This is a genomic window from Streptomyces coryli, from assembly GCF_011044975.1.
GTDB classification, from domain to species: domain Bacteria; phylum Actinomycetota; class Actinomycetes; order Streptomycetales; family Streptomycetaceae; genus Streptomyces; species Streptomyces coryli.
The window spans coordinates 13,055-32,902 of record NZ_JAAKZV010000008.1 but is presented as its reverse complement, the minus strand read 5'-3'; the positions used below and the strand labels follow the sequence as shown (position 1 = coordinate 32,902).

Below are 19,848 nucleotides of genomic sequence, written 5' to 3'. Positions count from 1 at the left end.
GCCTCGAACAGGTGCCGGGGCGCCCGCGTGCGCGGACTGTCACTCCCATCCGGTAGAACGGATACGTGAGCAGCGCAGACGACGAGCCCGACACCTCCCCACCGGGAGGCGAGCAGCTTGCGCTGATTCGCGAGACCGTGCGGGAGGCCAAGAAGCCGCGGGCCAAGCCGCGGACGTGGCGGGGGGCGCCGCTGGCCGCGGAGTTGCCCGTGGCGCGGGTGCTGGTCGACAAGGGGCTGACGCACCTCGACCGGTATTTCGACTATGCGGTGCCCGCCGACATGGACGCCGAGGCGCAGCCCGGGGTGCGGGTGCGGGTGCGGTTCGGGGCGCGGGTCGTCAAGGGGCGGCGTGAAGGCGGGGAGCTGCACGACGGGTTCATCGTCGAGCGGCTTGCCGAGAGCGATTACGGGGGGCCGCTGGCGCGGCTCGCGCAGGTGCTGTCGCCCGAGGTGGTGCTGGGTCCCGAACTGCTCGGTCTGTGCCGGGCCGTTGCCGATCGCTATGCCGGGTCGCTTGCCGATGTGGTGCAGCTGGCCGTGCCGCCGCGGCGGGCCAAGGCGGAGGGCGAGGAGAGCCCGGCGCCGCCCGCGCTGCCGCCGGCGCCCGAGGACCCGGTCGGGCCCTGGGGGCGGTACGGGGACGGGGCGTCCTTTCTGCAGGCGCTGGCGCGGGGGGATGCGCCGCGGGCCGTCTGGGACGCACTTCCCGGGCCGCATTGGCCGGATGAGATCGCGCGGGCCGTCGCCGCCACGCTGGCTTCGGGGCGCGGGGCGCTCGTCGTCGTACCGGACGGGCGGGCCGCTGCCCGGGTGGACTCCGCGCTGAAGGCGCTGGTGGGGGAGGGGCAGCATGTGCTGCTCGCCGCCGAGAGCGGGCCCGAGGAGCGGTATCGGCGGTGGCTGTCCATCAATCGCGGGGCCGTGCGGGCGGTGGTCGGCACCCGGGCGGCGATGTTCGCGCCGGTGCGGCGGCTGGGGCTCGTAGCGATCTGGGACGACGGGGACGGCAGCCACAGCGAGCAGCATGCGCCGCAGCCGCATGCGCGCGAGGTGCTGCTGCTGCGGGCGGCGCATGAGAAGTGCGGCTTTCTGCTGGGCGCGCATTCGCGGACCGTGGAGGCGGCGCAGCTGGTGGAGACCGGGTGGGCGCGGCCGGTCGAGGCGGCGCGTGACGTGGTGCGGGCGGCCGCTCCTGTCGTACGGACCGTGGGGGAGAACGATCAGGCGCGGGACGCGGCGGCGCGGGCCGCGCGGCTGCCGACGGTGGCGTGGCAGGCGGTCCGCGAAGGGCTCAAGCTCGGTCCGGTGCTGGTGCAGGTGCCGCGCCGGGGGTATGCGCCGCGGCTGGCGTGCGAGCGGTGCCGGACGCCGGCGAGGTGCCGCAAGTGCGCGGGCCCGCTGGAGAGTCCGGGGAGCGGTGAGGCGCTGCGGTGCGGGTGGTGCGGTGACACCGTCGCGGATTACTCGTGCGTGGAGTGCGGTTCGACGCGGCTGCGGGCGCAGATCGTCGGCGCGCGGCGGACCGCTGAGGAGTTGGGCCGGGCCTTTCCCGAGGTGCCGGTGCGGACGTCCGGGCGGGAGCATGTGCTGGAGCGGGTCGCCGGCGAGCCGGCGCTCGTGGTGAGCACGCCGGGGGCCGAGCCCGTGGCCGAGGGCGGCTATGCGGCGGCCCTGCTGCTGGACGGCTGGGCGCTGCTCTCGCGCCCCGACCTGCGCGCCGGGGAGGAGGCGCTGCGGCGCTGGCTGGACGCGGCCGCGCTGGTCCGCGGGCAGGCCGAGGGGGGCACGGTCGTGATCGTCGCCGATCCGGCGCAGCGGCCGGTGCAGGCGCTGGTGCGCTGGGACCCGGCGGGCTTCGCGGCCCGCGAGCTCGCGGAGCGGGCGGAGCTGGGCTTCCCGCCGGTGTCGCGCATGATCGCGGTGGCCGGACCGGCCGCGGCGGTACGGGAGTTCGTGCCGGCGGTGCAGCTGCCGGAGGAGGCGGATGTGCTGGGTCCGGTGCCGGTGGCGCCGCCGGGACCGCCCGGCGGGCGGCGGGGGCCCAGGCCCGTAACGGACGGTGCGGACGGCTGGGAGCGGGTGCTGCTGCGGGTGCCGCCCGGGCGGGGGGCCGCGCTGGCGGCGGCGGTGAAGACGGCGGTCGCGGCGCGGATGGCCAGGGGGGATCAGGCGCCGGTGCGGGTGCGGGTGGATCCGGCGGATATCGGCTGAGTCGGCGGGTATCGGCTGAGTCGGCGGGTATCGGCTGATCCGGCGGATGTCGGCTGATCCGGCGGATGTCGGCTGACCCGGCGGATGTCGGCTGACCCGGCGGATGTCGGCTTACGCCGCCGAGAGCGGCTAAGAGCCTGTGATGAGGCTCCCGCCGGTGCGGCGAGGGCTTCATCACAGGCTCTTAGCCTGCGGGTTGGCCAACCGGGTCGTGTGTGGTGGCGCTCAGTACTTCTGCGCTGCGCCGACCTCGCTGCGGTCGTGCAGCGGGGAGGGGGCCGGGCCGCGGTCGCCGCGGTCGTGCAGGGGAGAGGGGGCCGGGCTGCGCTCGCCCCGGTCGTGCAGCGGGGACGGTGCCGTGGCGCCCTCGCTCGGAGCCGGACGCGCTGCGGGTACGACCGGCAGCGCCCGCGGCGCGGCGGTGCCCGGAGCGGGCGTCACATGCGCTGCGGTCTCGGCGCTCTGCTGCGCCGTGCCGCGGCGGGCGCCGTACCGGCGGTGCACTGCCTGCTTGGTGACCCCCAGCGCGGAGCCCACCGCGTCCCAGGAGAAGCCGAGGGAACGGTCGAAGTCCACGGCGGCTGTCACCAGCGTCTCCACGCTGTCCCGCAGCTCCTGCGCGAGCCGCACTGTGGGCGCGGGCGCCCGGCCGTAAACGACGAAGCCCGTGGACGGGCCCGTGCGCCGCGGCCTGTAGACATTGCCGAGCTGGGCGGTCAGGGTGCGCAGCGCATCCACCTGTCGGCGGACCCGCTCGATATCCCTCACCAGGAGCTGCAGGCTGGCCCGTGCCTGGGCGTCGTGCGTTGCGTGGTCGGCCATGAAAGAGCCTCTCGAACCGGCGTCGAAGTCGTAGCGGGGACAACCCGGCGGCGGCCTCGTCCCGAGCCGTACGCGTCGCGCTGTCCCCGAATCCGTCAATCTCACTAGACAACGCGGCAGTGCGCACACGGTCACGCTTCGGGGGCGTGCGGACAGTTGTCCGCAGCGCGTTGACGTCATGCGTACGCCCCTGCGTACGCGCCTTAGACTGGCCCCGCTCCGCCGCACGTCCCCCGAAAGGTGACACGCCCCTGATGAGGCTCGTCTTCGCCGGCACGCCCGAGGTTGCCGTACCCGCCCTCGACGCCCTGATCGCCTCGCCGCGGCACGAGGTCGTCGCCGTGGTCACCCGACCCGACGCGCCCGCGGGGCGCGGGCGGCGGATGGTGGCGAGCCCGGTGGCCGAGCGGGCGGCGGAAGAGGGCATCGAGGTGCTCAAGCCGGGGCGGCCGCGGGAGGAGGACTTCCTCGCCCGGCTGCGCGAGATCGCCCCGGACTGCTGCCCGGTGGTGGCGTACGGGGCGCTGCTGCCGAAGGTCGCGCTCGACATCCCGGCGCACGGATGGGTGAACCTGCACTTCTCGCTGCTGCCCGCGTGGCGCGGCGCCGCTCCCGTGCAGCACTCGATCCTCGCCGGGGACGAGATGACCGGGGCCTCCACCTTCCAGATCGAGGAGGGGCTCGACTCCGGTCCGGTGTACGGGGTGGTGACGGAGGCGATCCGGCCGACGGACACCAGCGGCGACCTGCTGACCAGGCTCGCCTTCGCCGGGTCCGGGCTGCTGGCCGCGACGATGGACGGCATCGAGGACGGCACGCTGCAGGCGCGGCCGCAGCCGGACGAGGGCGTGACGCTCGCACCGAAGATCGAGGTGGCGGACGCGCAGATCGACTGGACGGCGCCGGCGCTGCGGGTGGACCGGGTGGTGCGCGGGTGCGCGCCCGCGCCGGGGGCGTGGACGGTGTTCCGGGGCGAGCGGCTCAAGGTGCGGTCGGTGGTGCCCGATGCCGAGCGGGACGGGCTGGCGCCCGGGGAGCTCGCCGTGGGGAAGAAGTCGGTGCATGTGGGCACCGGATCGCACGCCGTTGAGCTGCAGTGGGTGCAGGCGCAGGGGAAGCGGCCGATGCTGGCGGCGGACGTAGGCTGGCAGGGGTAATTCCTGCTGATTCCGGAGCACCTTTCACGTGAGCGATCGTCCGCGCGCCAACCGCAGTCCCGCCAAGCAGTACCGGAGGCCGAAGAAGGATCCGGTGCGGATCCTCGCCTTCGACGCGCTGCGGGCGGTGGACGAGCGGGACGCGTACGCGAATCTGGTGCTGCCGCCGCTGCTCGCCAAGGCGCGGGAGCGCGGGGACTTCGACGGGCGGGACGCCGCGCTGGCGACCGAGCTGGTCTACGGGACGCTGCGGCATCAGGGCACGTACGACCGGATCGTCGCGGCCTGCATCGACCGGCCGCTGCGCGAGGTCGATCCGCCGGTGCTGGATGTGCTGAGCCTGGGGGCGCATCAGCTGCTGGGGACGCGGATTCCCACCCATGCCGCGGTGTCGGCTACCGTCGAGCTGGCGCGGGTGGTGCTCGGCGACGGGCGGGCGAAGTTCGTCAACGCCGTGCTGCGGCGGATCGCCGCCAAGGACCTCGAGACCTGGCTCGAAGACGTCGCGCCGCCGTACGACGAGGACCCGGAGGATCACCTCGCCGCCGTGCACTCGCACCCCCGGTGGATCGTCTCCGCGCTGTGGGACGCGCTCGGCGGCGGGCGCGCGGGCATCGAGAAGCTGCTGGCGGCGGACAACGAGCGGCCCGAGGTGACGCTCGTGGCGCGTCCTGGGCGGTCCACCGTCGAGGAGCTGACCACCGAGGAGACGGAGCCGGGGCGCTGGTCGCCGTACGCCGTCCGGCTCGCCGAGGGCGGTGAGCCGGGCGCCCTGGACGCGGTGCGCGACGGGCGCGCGGGAGTGCAGGACGAGGGCAGCCAGCTGGTCGCCCTCGCCCTGGCCAACGCGCCGCTGGACGGGCCCGACGAGCGCTGGCTCGACGGCTGTGCCGGTCCCGGCGGCAAGGCGGCGCTGCTGGCGGCGCTGGCCGCGCAGCGCGGCGCCGCGCTGCTCGCCGCCGAGAAGCAGCCGCACCGGGCGCGGCTGGTCGCGCGGGCGCTGGCCGGCAACCCCGGCCCGTACGAGGTCATTACGGCCGATGGCACCCGGCCCGCCTGGCAGCCGGGCAGCTTCGACCGCGTCCTGGTGGACGTGCCGTGCACCGGTCTCGGCGCGCTGCGGCGGCGGCCCGAGGCACGGTGGCGGCGCCGCCCGGAGGACCTCGACGGCTTCGCGTCGCTGCAGCGCGCGCTGCTCACCGAGGCGCTGCGGTCGGTACGGCCCGGCGGCGTCGTCGGATACGCCACCTGCTCGCCGCATCTGGCCGAGACCCGGGCCGTCGTCGACGACGTCCTGAAGGCGGGCGGCAGCAAGGCCGCCCCGCCCGCCGAACTCATCGACGCCCGGCCGCTGATGCCGGGTGTGCCCGAGCTCGGGGACGGGCCTGATGTTCAGTTGTGGCCGCATCTGCACGGCACGGACGCGATGTACCTCGCCGTGCTGCGCCGGGTCGGCTAGCCCGCGCGGGAGGTCTCCCGGGCCTCCTCCGCCGGCTGCTCCTCCTCTCGCTTGGACAGTTCGCTCGGCCACCAGCTGCGCTTGCCCAGATCCAGGAACAGGGCCGTGACCAGCATCGAGCGGACGATGAAGGTGTCCAGGAGGACGCCCACCGCCACCGCGAAGCCGATCTCCGCGAACGACACCATCGGGATCGTGGCGAACGCCGCGAAGGTGCCCGCCAGCACCAGGCCGGCCGAGGTGATCACGCCACCGGTGGCCGCCAGGCCCGTGAGGGCGCCCTGGGCGGTGCCCTTGCGGATCGCCTCCTCGCGTATTCGGGTGGCCAGGAAGATGTTGTAGTCGATGCCCAGCGCCACCAGGAACACGAAGACCAGGAGTGGGAAGGCCGTGTCCTCTCCCGCGAAGCCGAAGACATGGCGGAAGAAGAGCGCGGAGATGCCCAGCGCGGCCGCGAACGACAACACCACTGTGGCCATCAGCATCAGCGGCGCGACCACCGCCCGCAGCAGGATCAGCAGAATGATGAACACCGCCACCAGAACCAGCGGGATGATCACCCGGTCGTCACGGGCGACTGCCGTGTCCATATCGACGATCGCCGCCGTCGTGCCGCCCACCCGCGCATCCGCGCCGGTGACTTCGTCCAGCTCACCCCGCAGCCGGTCGACCGTGTCCTTCGCGGCGGTGCCGCTCGGGTTGTCGGCGAGGGTGGCCTCCAGATAGACGCGGCCGTTGTGCACCGGGTCCATGCCGCGCGGCGTGGCCACCGGTTCGTCCGCCACGCCCCGGGTGCCGGCCACGGCCGCCTTCACCTGGTCGGCGGAATCCGCCTTCGCGGTGATCACCAGGGGATCGCCGCCACCCGCCGGGAAGTACCGCGCCTGCACCTCGGCGCCCTTGATCGAATCGGGGCGGCTGGTGAACGAGTCCTCATAGCTCAGCCCGGACGCCTTCAGCTGCATCAGCCCCAGCGACAGGGCCGCCAGCCCCAGCGCCCCCACGACCCACACCGTCCGCGGGCGGTGCGAGATGCGGTTGCCCGTACGGGCCCAGAAGCCGCGCGCCGTCGGCTCGGCCGAGCCGAAGTCCGGCCGCACCGGCCAGAAGATCCACCGGCCGACGATCACCAGCAGCGCCGGGAAGAGCGTCATCAGCGCGAGCACCGCCACGCCGACGCCGATCGCCAGCACCGGGCCGAGGCTCGCCGTGGAGCTCATGTCGGCGGCCATCAGCACCATCATCGCCGCCACCACCGTGGCACCCGAGGCGAGCACCGCAGGGCCCGCGCGGTGCAGGGCCAGGGCCATCGCCTCATGCCGGTCCTCGTGCCGGCGCAGCTCCTCGCGATAGCGCGCGACGAGCAGCAGCGCATAGTCGGTCCCGGCCCCGAAGACCAGGACCGTGAGGATGCCCGCGCTCTGCCCGTTCACCGTCAGGCCCGCGTGCTCCGCGAGCAGATAGACGATCGCCTGCGACGCGGTGAGCGCCACCACCACCGATATCAGTGGCACGAAGAGCAGCGTGGGGCTGCGGTACGTCAGCAGCAGCATGATGATGACCACGCTCATCGCGGCGATCAGCAGCGTGGAGTCGATGCCTTCGAAGCCCTCGGCGAAGTCGGCGTTGGCCCCACCGGGTCCGGTGACATGGACGGTCAGCCCGCCCTCGCTCTCGCCGACCTTCTCCTTGATGTCGTCCACCGCCGGGACGATCCGCTTCCAGGCGTCCTCACCCGTGGTCATCGGCACGATGACCTGCGCCGCCCGCGGGGTGCCGCGTTTCTCGTACTGCGGGTCGGGCGTTTCCTTGCCGCGCAGGCCGTTCTCGCTCAGCGTGCGCAGCCCGGCCAGGTCCTCCTCGATGCGCGACCGGTCGGCGTCCGTGAGACCCGCCTCGCGGGCATACACGATCACGGTCGGCATCTGCTCGGGACGGAACTCCTCCGACTCCCGCAGCACCTGCGTGGACTCGGCTTCCTTGGGCAGCCAGTTGACCGTCTGATTGTCCTGTGCGTCCGTCAGCTTCTGCGCCAGCGGACCGAGCGCGAAGAGCACCCCCACCCATAAGACCAGCATCAGCCATTTCGAGCGGCGGCCGCATACAAGCCACGCGACCCCCCGCCCCTTACCGTCCGACATAAGCGCCCCCAAAATCGCTTACGGACCTTCGTATGGGGCGAAAGCATGGCATGGGGGACTGACAATCCGCCTCCGCCTGACGGCCCGGAAAGCGGATGATCACGTACCGGACGGGTACCGCCGCCGCATCACCCCCTGTCACATGGCAGGCTTGAGGTCATGGCCGCCCAGATCAGCCCCAGCATCCTGTCCGCCGACTTCGCCCGCCTCGCCGAGGAGGCCAAGGCGGTGGAAGGCGCCGACTGGCTGCACGTCGACGTCATGGACAACCACTTCGTCCCGAACCTCACCCTCGGGGTACCGGTCGTAGAGTCCCTGCGCAAAGCGACGGACACGCCGCTGGACTGCCATCTGATGATCGAGGACCCCGACCGCTGGGCCCCGGCCTACGTCGACGCGGGCGCCGGTTCTGTCACCTTCCACGTCGAGGCGGCAGCCGCGCCCGTACGGCTCGCGCGCGAGATCCGCGCCAAGGGCGCCCGCGCCTCGATGGCGCTCAAGCCCGCCACCCCCATCGAGCCGTACGAGGATCTGCTCCCCGAGCTCGACATGCTGCTGGTGATGACCGTGGAGCCGGGTTTCGGTGGTCAGGCCTTCCTGGACATCATGCTGCCGAAGATCCGCCGCACCCGGGAGCTGATCGGCAAGCACGGCCTGGAGATGTGGCTGCAGGTGGACGGCGGCGTCTCCGCCGACACGATCGAGCGATGCGCGGAGGCGGGCGCCGACGTCTTCGTCGCGGGCTCCGCGGTCTACGGCAAGGAGGACCCGGCGGCGGCCGTCCAGGGGCTGCGGCGGCAGGCCGAGGAGGCCACCGCCGCCGCTTCTTGGGCCTGTGGACACTGAGCATTCATACTCACGCACGCAAAAGCCGAGGCCAGGGGCTGAACGCCGGGCCCCGCTTCTGACAGGATGAACGGCGACGGCAAGCGCTCGCGCGGATCGAGGCCGGGCGCGACAGCTTCAGTCGTCGAAAACGGTAAGGAGATCGCGGTGTCGACGGGCCGGACAGCTGCGCGGATGGGACCCGCGGAGCTGGTGCAGGCGGCGGCCATGGCTCGCCGCTTCTACCTCGAGGGCAAGTCCAAGATTCAGATCGCGGAGGAGTTCGGGGTCAGCCGCTTCAAGGTGGCGCGGGTGCTGGAGACCGCGCTCGAGCGGGACCTGGTGCGCATCGAGATCCGGGTCCCCGCCGAGCTCGACGCCGAACGCTCCGACGCGCTGCGGGCGCGGTACGGGCTGCGGCACGCGGTGGTGGTGGAGTCGCCGGCCGATGGCGCGGTGACGGATCACCACGATCCGGAGAACCTCGGCGCCGTAGCCGCTGACCTGCTCGGCGAGCTGGTCACCGAGGGCGATGTGCTGGGGCTCGCGTGGGGGCGCTCCACGATCAATATGGCCACGGCGCTGCGGAGGCTGCCGCCGTGCACGGTGGTGCAGCTGACCGGCGTGTACGACGCGGGCACCGCGGAGCGGGGGTCCGTGGAGGCGGTGCGGCGGGCGGCCGAGGTCGCCGGGGGCGAGGCGCACCCGATCTATGCGCCGATGCTGCTGCCCGATGTGGCCACGGCCAATGCGCTGCGCAGCCAGACCGGGGTCGCCCGGGCCTTCGAGTACTTCGACAAGGTCACGGTCGCGGCGGTGTCCATCGGCTCGTGGGAGCCGGGGATCTCCACCGTGCACGACATGCTCAGCGAGGAGGAGCGGGAGCATTACGCGTCGCTCGGCGCCGCGGCTGAGATGTCGGCGCACCTCTTCGACGCCGAGGGGCGGCGGATCGGCCGCGACCTCGGCGAGCGCTGCATCACGGTCGAGGCCGACCGGCTGCGGCGCATCCCCGAGGTCGTCGCGATCGCCGGTGGGCGGCGGAAGGCCGGGGCGATCGGTGCGGTGCTGCGCTCGGGTCTGGTGACCTCGCTGGTCACGGACACCGCCGCCGCGGACTTCCTGCTCCACGAGACGCATGCGGGGCCGCGGCCGGCCCTCGAGCGGGCGGATCCGGACGAGCTCTGAGGCTGCGGCCGAATCGACGCTCCGCGTCGATGTCCTCAAGCGCCGGACGGGCTGGGATGCGTCACCGCCGCCGACCCGCCCCCTCGCCGTACCGGCTCCGCCGCTGCCAGCCACCGACCGTCCGGCAGCCGCTCCAGCGCCGCCGCCGCGCCGATTTCCGGCGTTGACGTGAACGCATGCCCCAGCGCCTCCAGGCGCTCCCGCTCCGGCAGCGCCAGGAAGCCCGGCTCTGCCTGGGTGACCGCCGCGTTGCGCTGGCTTGCCCGTGGGGCGGCCAGGGCCTCCGGCAGGGACAGGTCGCGGTCGATGCGGCCCAGCAGGATCTGCAGCACCGTCGTGATGATCGTCGCCCCGCCCGGCGAACCCGCCGCCAGCAGCGGCTTGCCGTCCTGCACCGCGATCGTCGGTGCCATCGACGAGCGCGGGCGCTTGCCGGGCCCCGGCAGGTTCGGGTCGGGGACGCCCGGGGTCACCGGGATGAAGTTGAAGTCCGTCAGCTCGTTGTTGAGCAGGAAGCCGCGGCCCGGGACGGTGACGCCGCTGCCGCCGGTGGACTCGATGGTGAGGGTGTACGCCACCACGTTGCCCCATTTGTCGGAGGCGGTGAGGCTCGTCGTGCTCAGGCCCTCGCGGTTCTCGGGCACCGCCTTGCCGGAGGCCTCGCAGCCGTCCCCGGGGTTACGGGGGTCGCCCGGGGCCAGCGGGCTGGTCAGGGCCTTGTCCGGGGAGATGAGGCAGGCCCGGGAGTCCGCGTACCGCTGCGACAGCAGCTCGCGCGTCGGGACGTCCTCGAAGCGCGGGTCGCCGACCCAGCGGTTGCGGTCGGCGAAGGCGATCCGCGAAGCCTCCAGGAAGCGGTGCAGATACTGCGTCCCGGACAGGTCCCGGACATCCGTGGACTCCAGGATGTTCAGCGCCTCGCCGACCGTCGTGCCGCCGGAGGACGACGGCGCCATGCCGTAGACGTCCAGGCCCCGGTAGTCCAGGTGGGACGGGCGCTGCTCCAGCGCGCGGTAGCGGCGCAGGTCGTCCGCGGTCAGCTGCCCCTTCCGTACGGCCAGGTCCGAGGCCGGGTCGACGGGCGGCTTGCGGACGGTGCGTACGACGTCCTCGCCCAGCTCGCCCGCGTAGAGCGCCCGGGTGCCCTTCCTCGCCAGCTCGCGATACGTGTCCGCCAGGTCCGGGTTCCGCAGGGTGCTGCCCACCACCGGCAGTTCGCCGCCGGGCAGGAACAGCTCGCGGCTGGCGGGGAAGGCGCGGAAGCGCTTCTCGTTGGACGCGGTCTGCTGCCGGAAGGTCTCGTCCACGGTGAAGCCGCGGTCGGCCAGCCGCTCGGCCGGCTTCAGCGCCGCGCCGAGGCGCAGCGTGCCCCAGCGGCGCAGGGCGTTCTCCCAGGTGGCGGGCGTGCCCGGGGTGCCGACGGACAGGCCGCTGGTCACTGCCTCGGCGAACGGGATCGGCTTGCCGTCCTCGAGGAAGTAGTCCGCGCCGGCCGTCCGCGGGGCCGTTTCGCGGCCGTCGAGCGTACGGACCTTGCCGCTGCGCGCGTCGTAGAAGACGAGGTAGCCGCCGCCTCCGACGCCAGCCGAATACGGCTCGGTGACGCCGAGCGCGGCGGCGGTGGCGACGGCGGCGTCCACCGCGTTGCCGCCCTTGCGCAGCACCTCGATGCCGGCCGCCGTGGCGTCCGCGTCGACGCTGGACACCGCCCCGCCGTGGCCGACCGCGGTCGGGGTCTTGGCGGGCGGGTCCGCGGCGTACGCCGCCGGTGGTGCCGATACGGCGAGGGTGGCGAGCGCTGCGGTGAGGGCCACGGGACCGGAGAGGCGGACGGTCAGTCGCATGGCATCCGATCCTGACAGCAAACGCTCCAATGCCCAAGGGGGCCTAATGGCCCGCGAGTTGGGTCAGCCGCCGTTGCTGGAGAAGTGCTGGTAGTCCGGGTGGTGCCAGCGGCCGCCCCACAGCCAGCCCTGCGCGCGCATCGCCGACCAGACGGCGTCGCCGTACTTGATCATGCCCGGCTTGTCCTGGCCGCGGTCGAGGTAGCCGCGGGAGGCGGGCGGGTGGATGACGCCGTTCGCGTCCACGTACGGGTTCTCCAGCGGGTTGATGTCCACCGCGTTGCCGTACGAGTGCTGCGACATGCGACCGGGGACGCCGGTGACCTGGCGGCAGTTGAAGGCCGAGGTGTTGTCGTCGGCCATGGCCTTCTCGTCGCTGCCGCCGTACTCGGACGCCGGGCGCATCTTGCGGATCGGGAAGCGGGCGTCGAAGGCCGCCTCGAAGACCGCGGTGACCGGCTTCACCATGTCGTCGCGCACCACCATGGTGCCGCGGTGGACCTTGCCGTCGAAGCCCCAGTGGTTCATCTCGATCTTCCGCAGCCGGTCGGGCGGCACCGGGCAGCCGTCGTGGTGCGAGGCGCCGAGCTGGGCGGCGGTCACGCGGGAGACCTTGGCCTCGACGCCGTCGGGGTCCGGGTCGGCGGCGGCCGCGGCGGGCGTGGCGAGGCCGAGGGCGAGCAGGGCGGCGGCGGAGGCGGTGAGCGCAGTGAATGGCACCTTGAGTACCTAACCGCTCGTGACCGCGATCACCGCCTGTGACCTGCAGATTCACACGTAAAGCCGCATGCCCGCCCCGAGCCGTCGGCGCGGGGCGGGCATCCGGACCCGGTGGGTGGCTCAGCCCGTGCTGCCCTCGCCGTGGCCGCCGTGCGGGCCGCCGTGGTCGAACTTCAGGGCCTCGGGCGGCATGACGACGAAGGGCCGCATCATGCCCATGTCCTCGTGCTCCAGGAAGTGGCAGTGGTACATGAAGCGGCCGTACGCGCCGTCGAACTTCCCCATGACGCGCAGCATTTGCGGCCCCGGCACCAGGAAGACGTCCTTGTAGCCGCGCTCATTGGGCGCCAGCGGGACGTCCCTCGTATACGCGACCGGCTTGCTGGTGCCACCCGCCGCCGGGTCGAACCCGGACGCGTCGTACCCGTCGCGGCCCAGCAGCTGGAAGTCCGCCAGGTGGACGTGCATCGGGTGGCGGACCGGCGACAGGTTCAGGAAGCTCCACTGCTCGTGGCTGCCCTCGGCGATGGTGAAGCCGAGCCCGTCGTTGAAGGTGCGGGCGGTGCGCCGGTACGTCTTGGTGACGCCATCCCTGCCGGTGACCTGGATGACGCCCTCGGCCGGGAAGGCGATCCCGCTCGGGTCCTCGACCTCCGCCATCTCCCAGATCTCCGGGTGCCCGCCGGCGCCCTTGGTGGCGGGCGGGGTGAGGACGATCAGCCGGTGGCCGTGCCCGACGTCGTGCGTCAGCGGCCGGAACGAGCCGGAGAGCACCTCCGGCAGCTCGAAGCCGTCGGTCTCGCCGCTCTCGTAGACCCGGAACTCCATGACCGCCGGATAGCGCACGTCGCCCACCGGGTCGGGCACCCCCGGCGGCTGGTTGCGGCCCTTGTTGACCAGGCGCAGCTTGCGGCCCGCCAGGCCGCGGAAGTCCACCAGCAGGTCGAAGCGCTCGGCCGGCGCCGCGGTCAGCGTGGGCAGCGCGCCGGCGAAGTCCACCGGGACCGGGCGCGGCAGCAGGCCGCCGTCGCTGCCGATCTGGTGGACGATGCCCGGGACCGGGTTGTTGTCCTCGTCGACCAGGACGAGATCGTAGACGCGCGCGTTCGAGGCGTTGACCAGCCGGAAGCGGTACCAGCCGTCGGCCACGTGCGCGTACGGCCAGATCCGGCCGTTGACCGTGGTGTACGGGCCGGTGAACGGCAGCGAGACCGGCTTGCCCGTCTCCTGGTTCGCCGGGTCCACGATCACCGTCTTGTGCAGCAGCCGGCCGTTGAGCCGCCCGTCCTCGTCGGTGTCGAGGTTGCGGTCGGCGAGCAGCAGCGGGATCTCCCGCTCGCCGCACGGCAGGCCGAGCGACTCCTCCTCGTCGTCGCGGACCAGGTAGGTGCCGTACAGGCCCGCCATCACATTCCAGCGCGTGATGTTCATGGCGTGGTCGTGGTACCACCACTGCACCGCCTGGTGCTCGTTCGGGTACTCCGCCAGCTGCGCGTCCCCGTAGCCGACCGCGTTGTCCGCCCAGCCGTCGTTGCCGCCGCCGGTCTGCGCGCCGTGCAGGTGGGTCACCGACCACGGCGGCAGGGCGGCGACGTCCTTGTTGGGCTCGACGCCCTCGCGGCCCGGCTCGGTGCTCGCCGGCGGCGCGCCCTGCGGGCGCCGCGGCACCTCCACCGACGTGACCGGGTATTCGCCGTCCGCCGGGATCCGGTTGGTCCAGGCGATGCGGACCCGCTGCCCCCGCCACACCTCGATGGTCGGGCCCGGAACTTGGCCCTCGTACCCCCACATCAGGGTCGGCGGCAGCTGCGGGTGCAGGCGCACCCAGGCCGGGCGCAGGGCGATCTCCGTCTCCTTGAGCGCGTCGTCCGACTGCGGCCGCACGACCGGCGGGACGGGCAGCTTGGCCACGTACGGCGTGAGCTCGCCGGTGGCGAGCGGCTGCGCCGCTTCCGTCTGCCCGGTGATCCTTTCGATGATGTCGGTCAAGACCGAACACCCCCCGTGTTCTGGTTTCTTTTCCCCTTGCGCAGAAGACTCCCGGCGCCCTGATCAAAGTTGCAGGAACGCGGCAATCCGGACGGGGAGGTTTGGCAACGGCTGGTTCAGCCGTGAAGGTTCACATCGCGTTCATGACAACGTCCGTATGCCTTCGTCCGCCGTCCTTAGCTTCTCCGGCGACCCCATCCCTAATGAGGAGCAACGTGAGCATTCTCGCTTTCAGCACCCTGACTGCGATGACCACCGCCCTGGCCCTGACGGCCGGCCCCGCCGCCCCGGTGTCCGTCACCGCGTCCGTCGAGACGCCCGCGGTGTACGACGACGAGGCGGGCGGCAACGCCGACGCCGACGACCCGGCGGTGTGGGTGGATCCGGACAACCCCGGCCGCAGCATCGTCATCGGCACGCTGAAGGAGGCGGGTCTCGACGTCCACCGGCTCGGCGGCGGCCGGCTGCAGCACATAGCCGCCCCCGAGGCCCCGGGTGCGGACGCCGCGCCCGGGCGCTTCAACAACGTCGACATCGTCTACGGATTCGAACTCGGCGGAAAGGAGACCGACCTGGCCGTCGTCAGCGACCGCGGCCGCGACCGTATCCGCGCCTACGCCATCGATCCGGCGGCCGTCGCGGCCGGGAAGCCGCCGCTGAAGGACGTCACCGATCCCGCCGTGGCGCCCGTGTTCGCCGCCGACGAGGCGCAGGTGGACGAGCAGCGCACCGCGTACGGGCTGACCGTCCTCGGCGACGGCGACGGCGGCGCCCACGTGGCCGTATCGCAGCGCGAGGAGACGAAGCTGCGGCTGCTGCGGCTCAAGGACCGCGGCGGGCGCGTCGGTTACGCGGCCGAGGACTCCGTCGATCTGCCGGCCGGCTTCCGGCTCCCGAACGGCAAGAGCTGGACGCCGTGCGCGGATCCGGGCGAGCGGCCGCAGGTCGAGGGCATGGCCTTCGATCAGGAGGAGGGTGTGCTGTATGCCGCGCAGGAGGCCGTCGGCCTGTGGCGGATCGATCTCGACGACGCGGAGTTCGAGCGGCCCGCGCTGGTCGACAAGGTGCGCGAGTACGGCGTTCCGTGGACGTACGACGCCACGGCGGAGGAGTGCGTCCTCGACAGCGGGAACGACCCCGGCTACGGCGGTGAGCACCTGAGTGCGGACGCGGAGGGTGTGACCGTCTATCACGCGGCGGACGGCGCCGGGTATGTGCTCGCGTCCAGCCAGGGTGACGACGCCTTCGCCGTGTACCGGCGCGAGGGCCGTAACGGCTACGTCGGCTCCTTCGAGGTCGCCGACGGCGCCACCGACGGGGTGCAGCACTCCGACGGGTCCACCGTGGTCAACGTCCCGGTGGGCAGCCGCTTCCCCAAGGGGCTGCTGGTCACCCATGACGGCGAGGCCACGCCCGCCGACGGCGACCGGGCCGGCACGAACTTCAAGTTCGTCCGGTGGGATGCCGTGGCGGGCGCGTTCCCCGAGCCGCTGACGGTCGACACCGAGTCGTTCGACCCGCGCGACGTGGACTGACGTAAGGACCGAGCCGTCCTCGGTCAGCCGGCGAGCGCCCCCATCGGATCCCAGGCGGGCAGCACGATCGGCGGCTGATCGAGGGCGGCGGCCAGCTCGGGCGGCAGCGCGGAGCGGCGGACGGCGACCTCGAAGACGTGCTCGCCGAACCACGAGTCGTTCATGGTCCAGAAGCCCTTGTCGGCCTTCTCGTCGCCCCAGCTGTTCTCGACCCGCCAGCGGCGCGGGGCGCCGTCGACGACGTCGACGCCGGTGAAGAGCATGGCGTGCGTCATCAGGGTCTCGTGGTGAATGAGCCGGTCGGCCTTGTCCATCTCGAACGACGCGTCGTAGACCGACTCGTAGTCGAAGAGCTCGGCGTCCCAGATGCCGAGGTCGCCGCGCATCATCTGGGCCACGTCGCAGCCGAACCAGACCGGCTCGCCGCCGACGATGGCGTCCATGCTGAGCTGCTTCAGCACGTCCATCCCGGCGTTGAGGTAGACGACCGGCGGCGCCTCGATGACGTTGCCGAGGTATTCGACGGTGAAGGTGCGCCCGACCGGGCTGGACGGCCGCGGGTCGTGGACCAGGCAGACGTAGTCCTGCAGCGGTATCTGCACGTACGCCTCGGCGAATTCGGCCGGCGTCATCCAGCCGTCGCGGTGGAAGTCCTGGTCCTTGTCCCGCCACTGCCACAGGAACCGCTCCGGCGGCGTGCCGAGGTGGATGCTCAGCACCCGGTGGATCGCGGCCAGCACCTCCCGCTTGTGCTTGCGCTGCGCGTCGGCGCCGTCGTCGGCCAGCCGGCGCAGGTCGCGCGCGCCCTGGCGGAGCAGGCTCATCAGGGCCCGGTTCATCGGCCCGGTCGCCGAGGAGCTGTTCGTCTCGGGCATCGCCGACTTCGGTACGAGGCCGTGCTTGGCGACCAGCGCCACGAACATGTTCCACTGCCCGCCGTCGCTGATCGGGTCCGAGAGCAGGTGCGCCACCGTACGGTCGTCGGCGTCGCGCCCCGAGGTCTCGATGATCCCCTCGAGGAAGTGGTTGGCGCGCTCGAACTTGTCCCACCAGTGCAGATAGTTCTGGGAGAACTCGAAGTCCTTGACGCCGAGCTTCTCCGCGGCGCCGACGCGCAGCAGGTTGAGCCCCGCGAAGAGCCAGCAGCGGCCGCTCTTCTTCTGGTTGGTGGCCTTCCAGTCGTCCAGGTGGTGGGAGACGGAGTGGTCGACCGAGGTGACGATCCGCCGGTCCAGGGCGATGTCGTCCACCGATGTCTGGGTGACGGCGTTCTGCATGAGGCGGTTCGCCGGGCGTGCGGTGAATTCCCGCTCGAAGGTCTCGAGTTGTTCTTTTGTCAGGCTGCGGTCCATGGCCTCACCGTCGCACGGGCGTTCTGGGCGGTCAACGGAGTACTCCGGCCGAGACGTAGACAGAATGTCCTGACAAACAATTGACACCGCGGAACCGCCGGATGAAGCTCTTGGTATGCAGATCACGACACCCGGCGCCCCCGCACCCATCGCCCGGCGCATCGCCGGCGCGCCGATCTCCTGGGGCGTCTGCGAAGTCCCCGGCTGGGGCCATCAGCTGGCGCCGGACGTGGTGCTGCGCCAGATGCGGGACATCGGGCTCGCGGCCACCGAGTTCGGCCCCGAGGGCTTTCTGCCCGACGCGCCCGAGGACAAGGCGGCGACCCTGGGGGAGTACGGGCTGCGCGCCGTCGGCCAGTTCGTGCCGGCCGTCCTGCACGACCCAGGGCATGACCCGCTGCCGGAGGTGGAGAGCGCGATGACCGGCCTGGTGGCAGCCGGCGCGGCGACCGTCATCGTCGCCGCCGCCACCGGCGCCGACGGCTACGACGACCGCCCGGAGCTGGACGCGGCCGGCTGGGACGTGCTGCTCGCCAACCTCGACCGGATCGCGAAGGCGGCCGCCGAGGCCGGCCTCACGGCGACCCTCCACCCGCACGTCGGCACCATGGTCGAGACCGCCGAGGAGACCCGGCGGGTCCTCGACGGCAGCGGCATCGGGCTGTGCCTGGACACCGGGCACCTGCTGGTGGGCGGCGCGGACCCGGTGGCGCTGGCCGCCGCCGCGCCCGGCCGGATCGCGCACGTCCATCTCAAGGACGTGCGGCAGGACTTCGTCGACCGGGTCCGCAGCGGCGCGCTGACCTATACCCGCGCCGTCGCCGACGGCATGTACGCGCCGCTGGGCGCGGGCGACATCGACATCGCCGCGATCGTCGGCGGCCTCGAGGCGCACGGCTACAGCGGCTGGTACGTGCTGGAGCAGGACGCCGTCCTGACCGCGCCGCCCGGCCAGAACGGCGCGCCCGACCCGCTCGACGACATCCGGGCCTCGCTGGAGTTCCTGCACTCCCTCGCCCGCTCCACGCCCGCATGAAGGACGCCGCGGAGCTCACCGCGCTGCGCGCCCGCGAGCCAGGACTCATCGGCCGCGGCTGGCAGAAGCGCTCCCGCCGCCCGCTGACCGGCGACGACGACCGGCTGCTCATCATCGCCGCCGACCACCCGGGCCGCGGCGCGCTCGGCGTACGCGGCGACGCCGGCGCCATGGCCAGCCGCACCGAGCTGCTCGACCGGCTGGCCACCGCGCTGTCCCGGCCCGGCGTCGACGGGGTGCTCGGCACCGCCGATCTGCTCGACGACCTGCTGCTGATGGGCGCGCTCGACGACCGGGTGGCGATCGGCTCGATGAACCGCGGCGGCCTGCAGGGCGCGGTCTTCGAGCTCGACGACCGCTTCACCGCGTACACCCCGCAGGCCATCGCCGCGCAGGGCCTGGAGGGCGGCAAGGCGCTGACCCGGATCTGCCTCGACGATCCGGGGACGGCGGCCACCCTGGAAGCCGCCGCGGCCGCGGTCACCAGCCTCGCCGAGTACGGCCTGATGGCGCTGCTGGAGCCCTTCATGTCGGTGCACGACGCGGACGGCGTACGCAATCTCCTCGACCCCGACAGCGTTACCAAGTCCATCCAGATCGCCGCCGCCCTCGGCGCCACCAGCGCGTATACCTGGCTCAAGCTCCCGGTCGTGGACGATCTGGAACGGGTCCTGGACGCCACCACGCTCCCCACCCTGCTGCTCGGCGGCGATCCGCGGGGCGACCCGCACGACACGTACGCCGCGTGGGCGGACGCCCTGCGCCTCCCGGCGGTCCACGGCCTCGTGGTCGGGCGCGCGCTCCTCTATCCGCCGGACGGCGACGTGGCCGCGGCGGTCGATATCGCGGCGGGACTGGTCCATCGCGGCGGCGGGGACATCACATCCCGCGCATCCGGTTGATCTCGGCGGTCTGCTGGGCGATGACATCATTCGCCATCTCCTCGACCAGTACGTTGTTGCCCTGTGCGAGCACATCGGTGGCCATCGTCACGGCGCCGTCGTGATGCGTGATCATCAGCTTGAGGAAGAGCTTGTCGAAGGCCTTGCCCTTGGCCGCGCGCAGGGACTTGAGCTGGGCCTCGGTCGCCATGCCCGGCATCGGGCCGTGCTCGTCATGGCCGCCGGCCGCCTTGTCGCCGTCGTTCTGCTTCAGCCACCCCCGCATCGTACCGATCTCCGGCTCCTGCGCTGCCGCGATCCGCTTCGCGAGCCGCTTCAGCTGCGTCGATTCGGCCCGCTTCGGGGCGGCTTTGGTCATCGTAAGCGCCTGGGTGTGGTGCTCGATCATCATCCGGACGTAGGCGAAGTCAGCCGAGTTGGGCGTGTCGTCGTCCCCCTTCTTCGCCGCGTCCTTGGCGGAGAGGGTCTCGGCCGCCTCGCCGGGCTTGCCGGGGGCGATCACCGAAGGCCCGTCCTTGGGAGCGGCCTTGTCGTCCCCGTCCGAGCTGCAGCCCGCCAGGACCAGGGCGGCGACGGAAAGGGCGGCCGTGAAGCCGAGGGTGCGGGAGCGCGGCGATCTGAGGCGGGTCGGCACAACGGCCTCCTGTCGTACGTGGGTTGCTAGC

At 72.6% G+C, this 19,848-nt stretch carries 15 protein-coding genes; 8 read left to right on the top strand and 7 right to left on the bottom strand.

Translation table 11 applies throughout. The annotated features are described in order from the left end of the window. Positions 1-65: 65 nt before the first annotated feature. Positions 66-2,213 carry a primosomal protein N' gene (locus tag G5C51_RS03840; protein WP_165231577.1) on the top strand — a complete coding sequence of 716 codons (2,148 nt, stop codon included), beginning with the start codon at positions 66-68 and terminating at the stop codon, positions 2,211-2,213. A 225-nt stretch (positions 2,214-2,438) separates the two neighbouring features. Here G5C51_RS03840 and G5C51_RS03835 read toward each other — a convergent pair whose 3' ends face one another. Beyond that, positions 2,439-3,035: a hypothetical protein gene (locus G5C51_RS03835; protein WP_165231574.1), complete on the bottom strand. Its 597-nt coding sequence runs from the start codon at positions 3,033-3,035 to the stop codon at positions 2,439-2,441. A 254-nt stretch (positions 3,036-3,289) separates the two neighbouring features. Here G5C51_RS03835 and fmt point away from each other — a divergent pair, with 254 nt between their 5' ends. Both fmt and G5C51_RS03825 read left to right on the top strand, forming a co-directional pair. Further along, the gene (gene fmt, locus G5C51_RS03830) at positions 3,290-4,192 is read left to right on the top strand and encodes a methionyl-tRNA formyltransferase (protein ID WP_165231571.1); all 903 of its coding nucleotides are present in this window, start codon (positions 3,290-3,292) and stop codon (positions 4,190-4,192) included. A 28-nt stretch (positions 4,193-4,220) separates the two neighbouring features. Further along, positions 4,221-5,651: a transcription antitermination factor NusB gene (locus G5C51_RS03825; protein WP_165231567.1), complete on the top strand. Its 1,431-nt coding sequence runs from the start codon at positions 4,221-4,223 to the stop codon at positions 5,649-5,651. Here the strand turns inward: G5C51_RS03825 and G5C51_RS03820 are convergent. Further along, entirely contained in the window at positions 5,648-7,729 is a 2,082-nt protein-coding gene (locus tag G5C51_RS03820; RefSeq protein ID WP_240929365.1) for an MMPL family transporter, read from the bottom strand. The two genes, G5C51_RS03825 and G5C51_RS03820, sit on opposite strands and share 4 nt — an antisense overlap. 222 nt (positions 7,730-7,951) lie before the next feature. Between G5C51_RS03820 and rpe the strand changes: the two genes are divergently transcribed. Next, the gene (rpe, locus tag G5C51_RS03815; RefSeq protein ID WP_165231561.1) at positions 7,952-8,638 is read left to right on the top strand and encodes a ribulose-phosphate 3-epimerase; all 687 of its coding nucleotides are present in this window, start codon (positions 7,952-7,954) and stop codon (positions 8,636-8,638) included. Positions 8,639-8,812: 174 nt separating this feature from the next. Continuing rightward, positions 8,813-9,805: a sugar-binding transcriptional regulator gene (locus G5C51_RS03810; protein ID WP_206313389.1), complete on the top strand. Its 993-nt coding sequence runs from the start codon at positions 8,813-8,815 to the stop codon at positions 9,803-9,805. A 35-nt stretch (positions 9,806-9,840) separates the two neighbouring features. Here the strand turns inward: G5C51_RS03810 and ggt are convergent, their stop codons facing one another. The 3 genes from ggt to phsA all read right to left on the bottom strand — a co-directional run bounded on the left by ggt (position 9,841) and on the right by phsA (position 14,358). Further along, positions 9,841-11,649 carry a gamma-glutamyltransferase gene (gene ggt / locus G5C51_RS03805; protein ID WP_165231555.1) on the bottom strand — a complete coding sequence of 603 codons (1,809 nt, stop codon included), beginning with the start codon at positions 11,647-11,649 and terminating at the stop codon, positions 9,841-9,843. A gap of 63 nt (positions 11,650-11,712) precedes the next feature. Next, positions 11,713-12,369 (bottom strand): M15 family metallopeptidase, encoded by a 657-nt coding sequence (locus G5C51_RS03800; protein WP_338118005.1) that lies wholly within the window; start codon positions 12,367-12,369, stop codon positions 11,713-11,715. 120 nt (positions 12,370-12,489) lie between these two features. Next, positions 12,490-14,358 (bottom strand): O-aminophenol oxidase PhsA, encoded by a 1,869-nt coding sequence (gene phsA / locus G5C51_RS03795; protein ID WP_165231552.1) that lies wholly within the window; start codon positions 14,356-14,358, stop codon positions 12,490-12,492. A 248-nt stretch (positions 14,359-14,606) separates the two neighbouring features. Between phsA and G5C51_RS03790 the strand changes: the two genes are divergently transcribed. After that, entirely contained in the window at positions 14,607-15,893 is a 1,287-nt protein-coding gene (locus G5C51_RS03790; protein WP_240929364.1) for a phytase, read from the top strand. A gap of 23 nt (positions 15,894-15,916) precedes the next feature. On the opposite strand, the gene G5C51_RS03785 is transcribed toward G5C51_RS03790, so the two are convergent. Further along, entirely contained in the window at positions 15,917-17,245 is a 1,329-nt protein-coding gene (locus G5C51_RS03785) for a C1 family peptidase (protein ID WP_165231546.1), read from the bottom strand. A 115-nt stretch (positions 17,246-17,360) separates the two neighbouring features. Here G5C51_RS03785 and G5C51_RS03780 point away from each other — a divergent pair, with 115 nt between their 5' ends. Together G5C51_RS03780 and G5C51_RS03775 are read left to right on the top strand one after the other, a co-directional pair. Beyond that, positions 17,361-18,281: a TIM barrel protein gene (locus tag G5C51_RS03780; protein ID WP_165231543.1), complete on the top strand. Its 921-nt coding sequence runs from the start codon at positions 17,361-17,363 to the stop codon at positions 18,279-18,281. After that, positions 18,278-19,183, top strand: coding sequence for a Cgl0159 family (beta/alpha)8-fold protein (locus tag G5C51_RS03775; protein ID WP_165231540.1), 906 nt, complete (start codon positions 18,278-18,280; stop codon positions 19,181-19,183). The genes G5C51_RS03780 and G5C51_RS03775 overlap by 4 nt, the downstream gene beginning before the upstream one ends. Here the strand turns inward: G5C51_RS03775 and G5C51_RS03770 are convergent. After that, positions 19,161-19,817: a DUF305 domain-containing protein gene (locus tag G5C51_RS03770; protein ID WP_165231537.1), complete on the bottom strand. Its 657-nt coding sequence runs from the start codon at positions 19,815-19,817 to the stop codon at positions 19,161-19,163. The two genes, G5C51_RS03775 and G5C51_RS03770, sit on opposite strands and share 23 nt — an antisense overlap. Between the last annotated feature and the right edge of the window lie 31 nt (positions 19,818-19,848).

Bases quoted from the DNA above. Each gene is read 5' to 3' on its own strand.
- G5C51_RS03785 (WP_165231546.1), bottom strand. From the start codon at position 17,245: ATGGACCGCAGCCTGACAAAAGAACAACTCGAGACCTTCGAGCGGGAA.
- rpe (WP_165231561.1), top strand. From the start codon at position 7,952: ATGGCCGCCCAGATCAGCCCCAGCATCCTGTCCGCCGACTTCGCCCGC.
- G5C51_RS03775 (WP_165231540.1), top strand. From the start codon at position 18,278: ATGAAGGACGCCGCGGAGCTCACCGCGCTGCGCGCCCGCGAGCCAGGA.
- G5C51_RS03790 (WP_240929364.1), top strand. From the start codon at position 14,607: ATGACCACCGCCCTGGCCCTGACGGCCGGCCCCGCCGCCCCGGTGTCC.
- G5C51_RS03820 (WP_240929365.1), bottom strand. From the start codon at position 7,729: ATGCTGGTCTTATGGGTGGGGGTGCTCTTCGCGCTCGGTCCGCTGGCG.
- G5C51_RS03835 (WP_165231574.1), bottom strand. From the start codon at position 3,035: ATGGCCGACCACGCAACGCACGACGCCCAGGCACGGGCCAGCCTGCAG.
- G5C51_RS03780 (WP_165231543.1), top strand. From the start codon at position 17,361: ATGCAGATCACGACACCCGGCGCCCCCGCACCCATCGCCCGGCGCATC.
- ggt (WP_165231555.1), bottom strand. From the start codon at position 11,649: ATGCGACTGACCGTCCGCCTCTCCGGTCCCGTGGCCCTCACCGCAGCG.
- G5C51_RS03810 (WP_206313389.1), top strand. From the start codon at position 8,813: ATGGGACCCGCGGAGCTGGTGCAGGCGGCGGCCATGGCTCGCCGCTTC.
- fmt (WP_165231571.1), top strand. From the start codon at position 3,290: ATGAGGCTCGTCTTCGCCGGCACGCCCGAGGTTGCCGTACCCGCCCTC.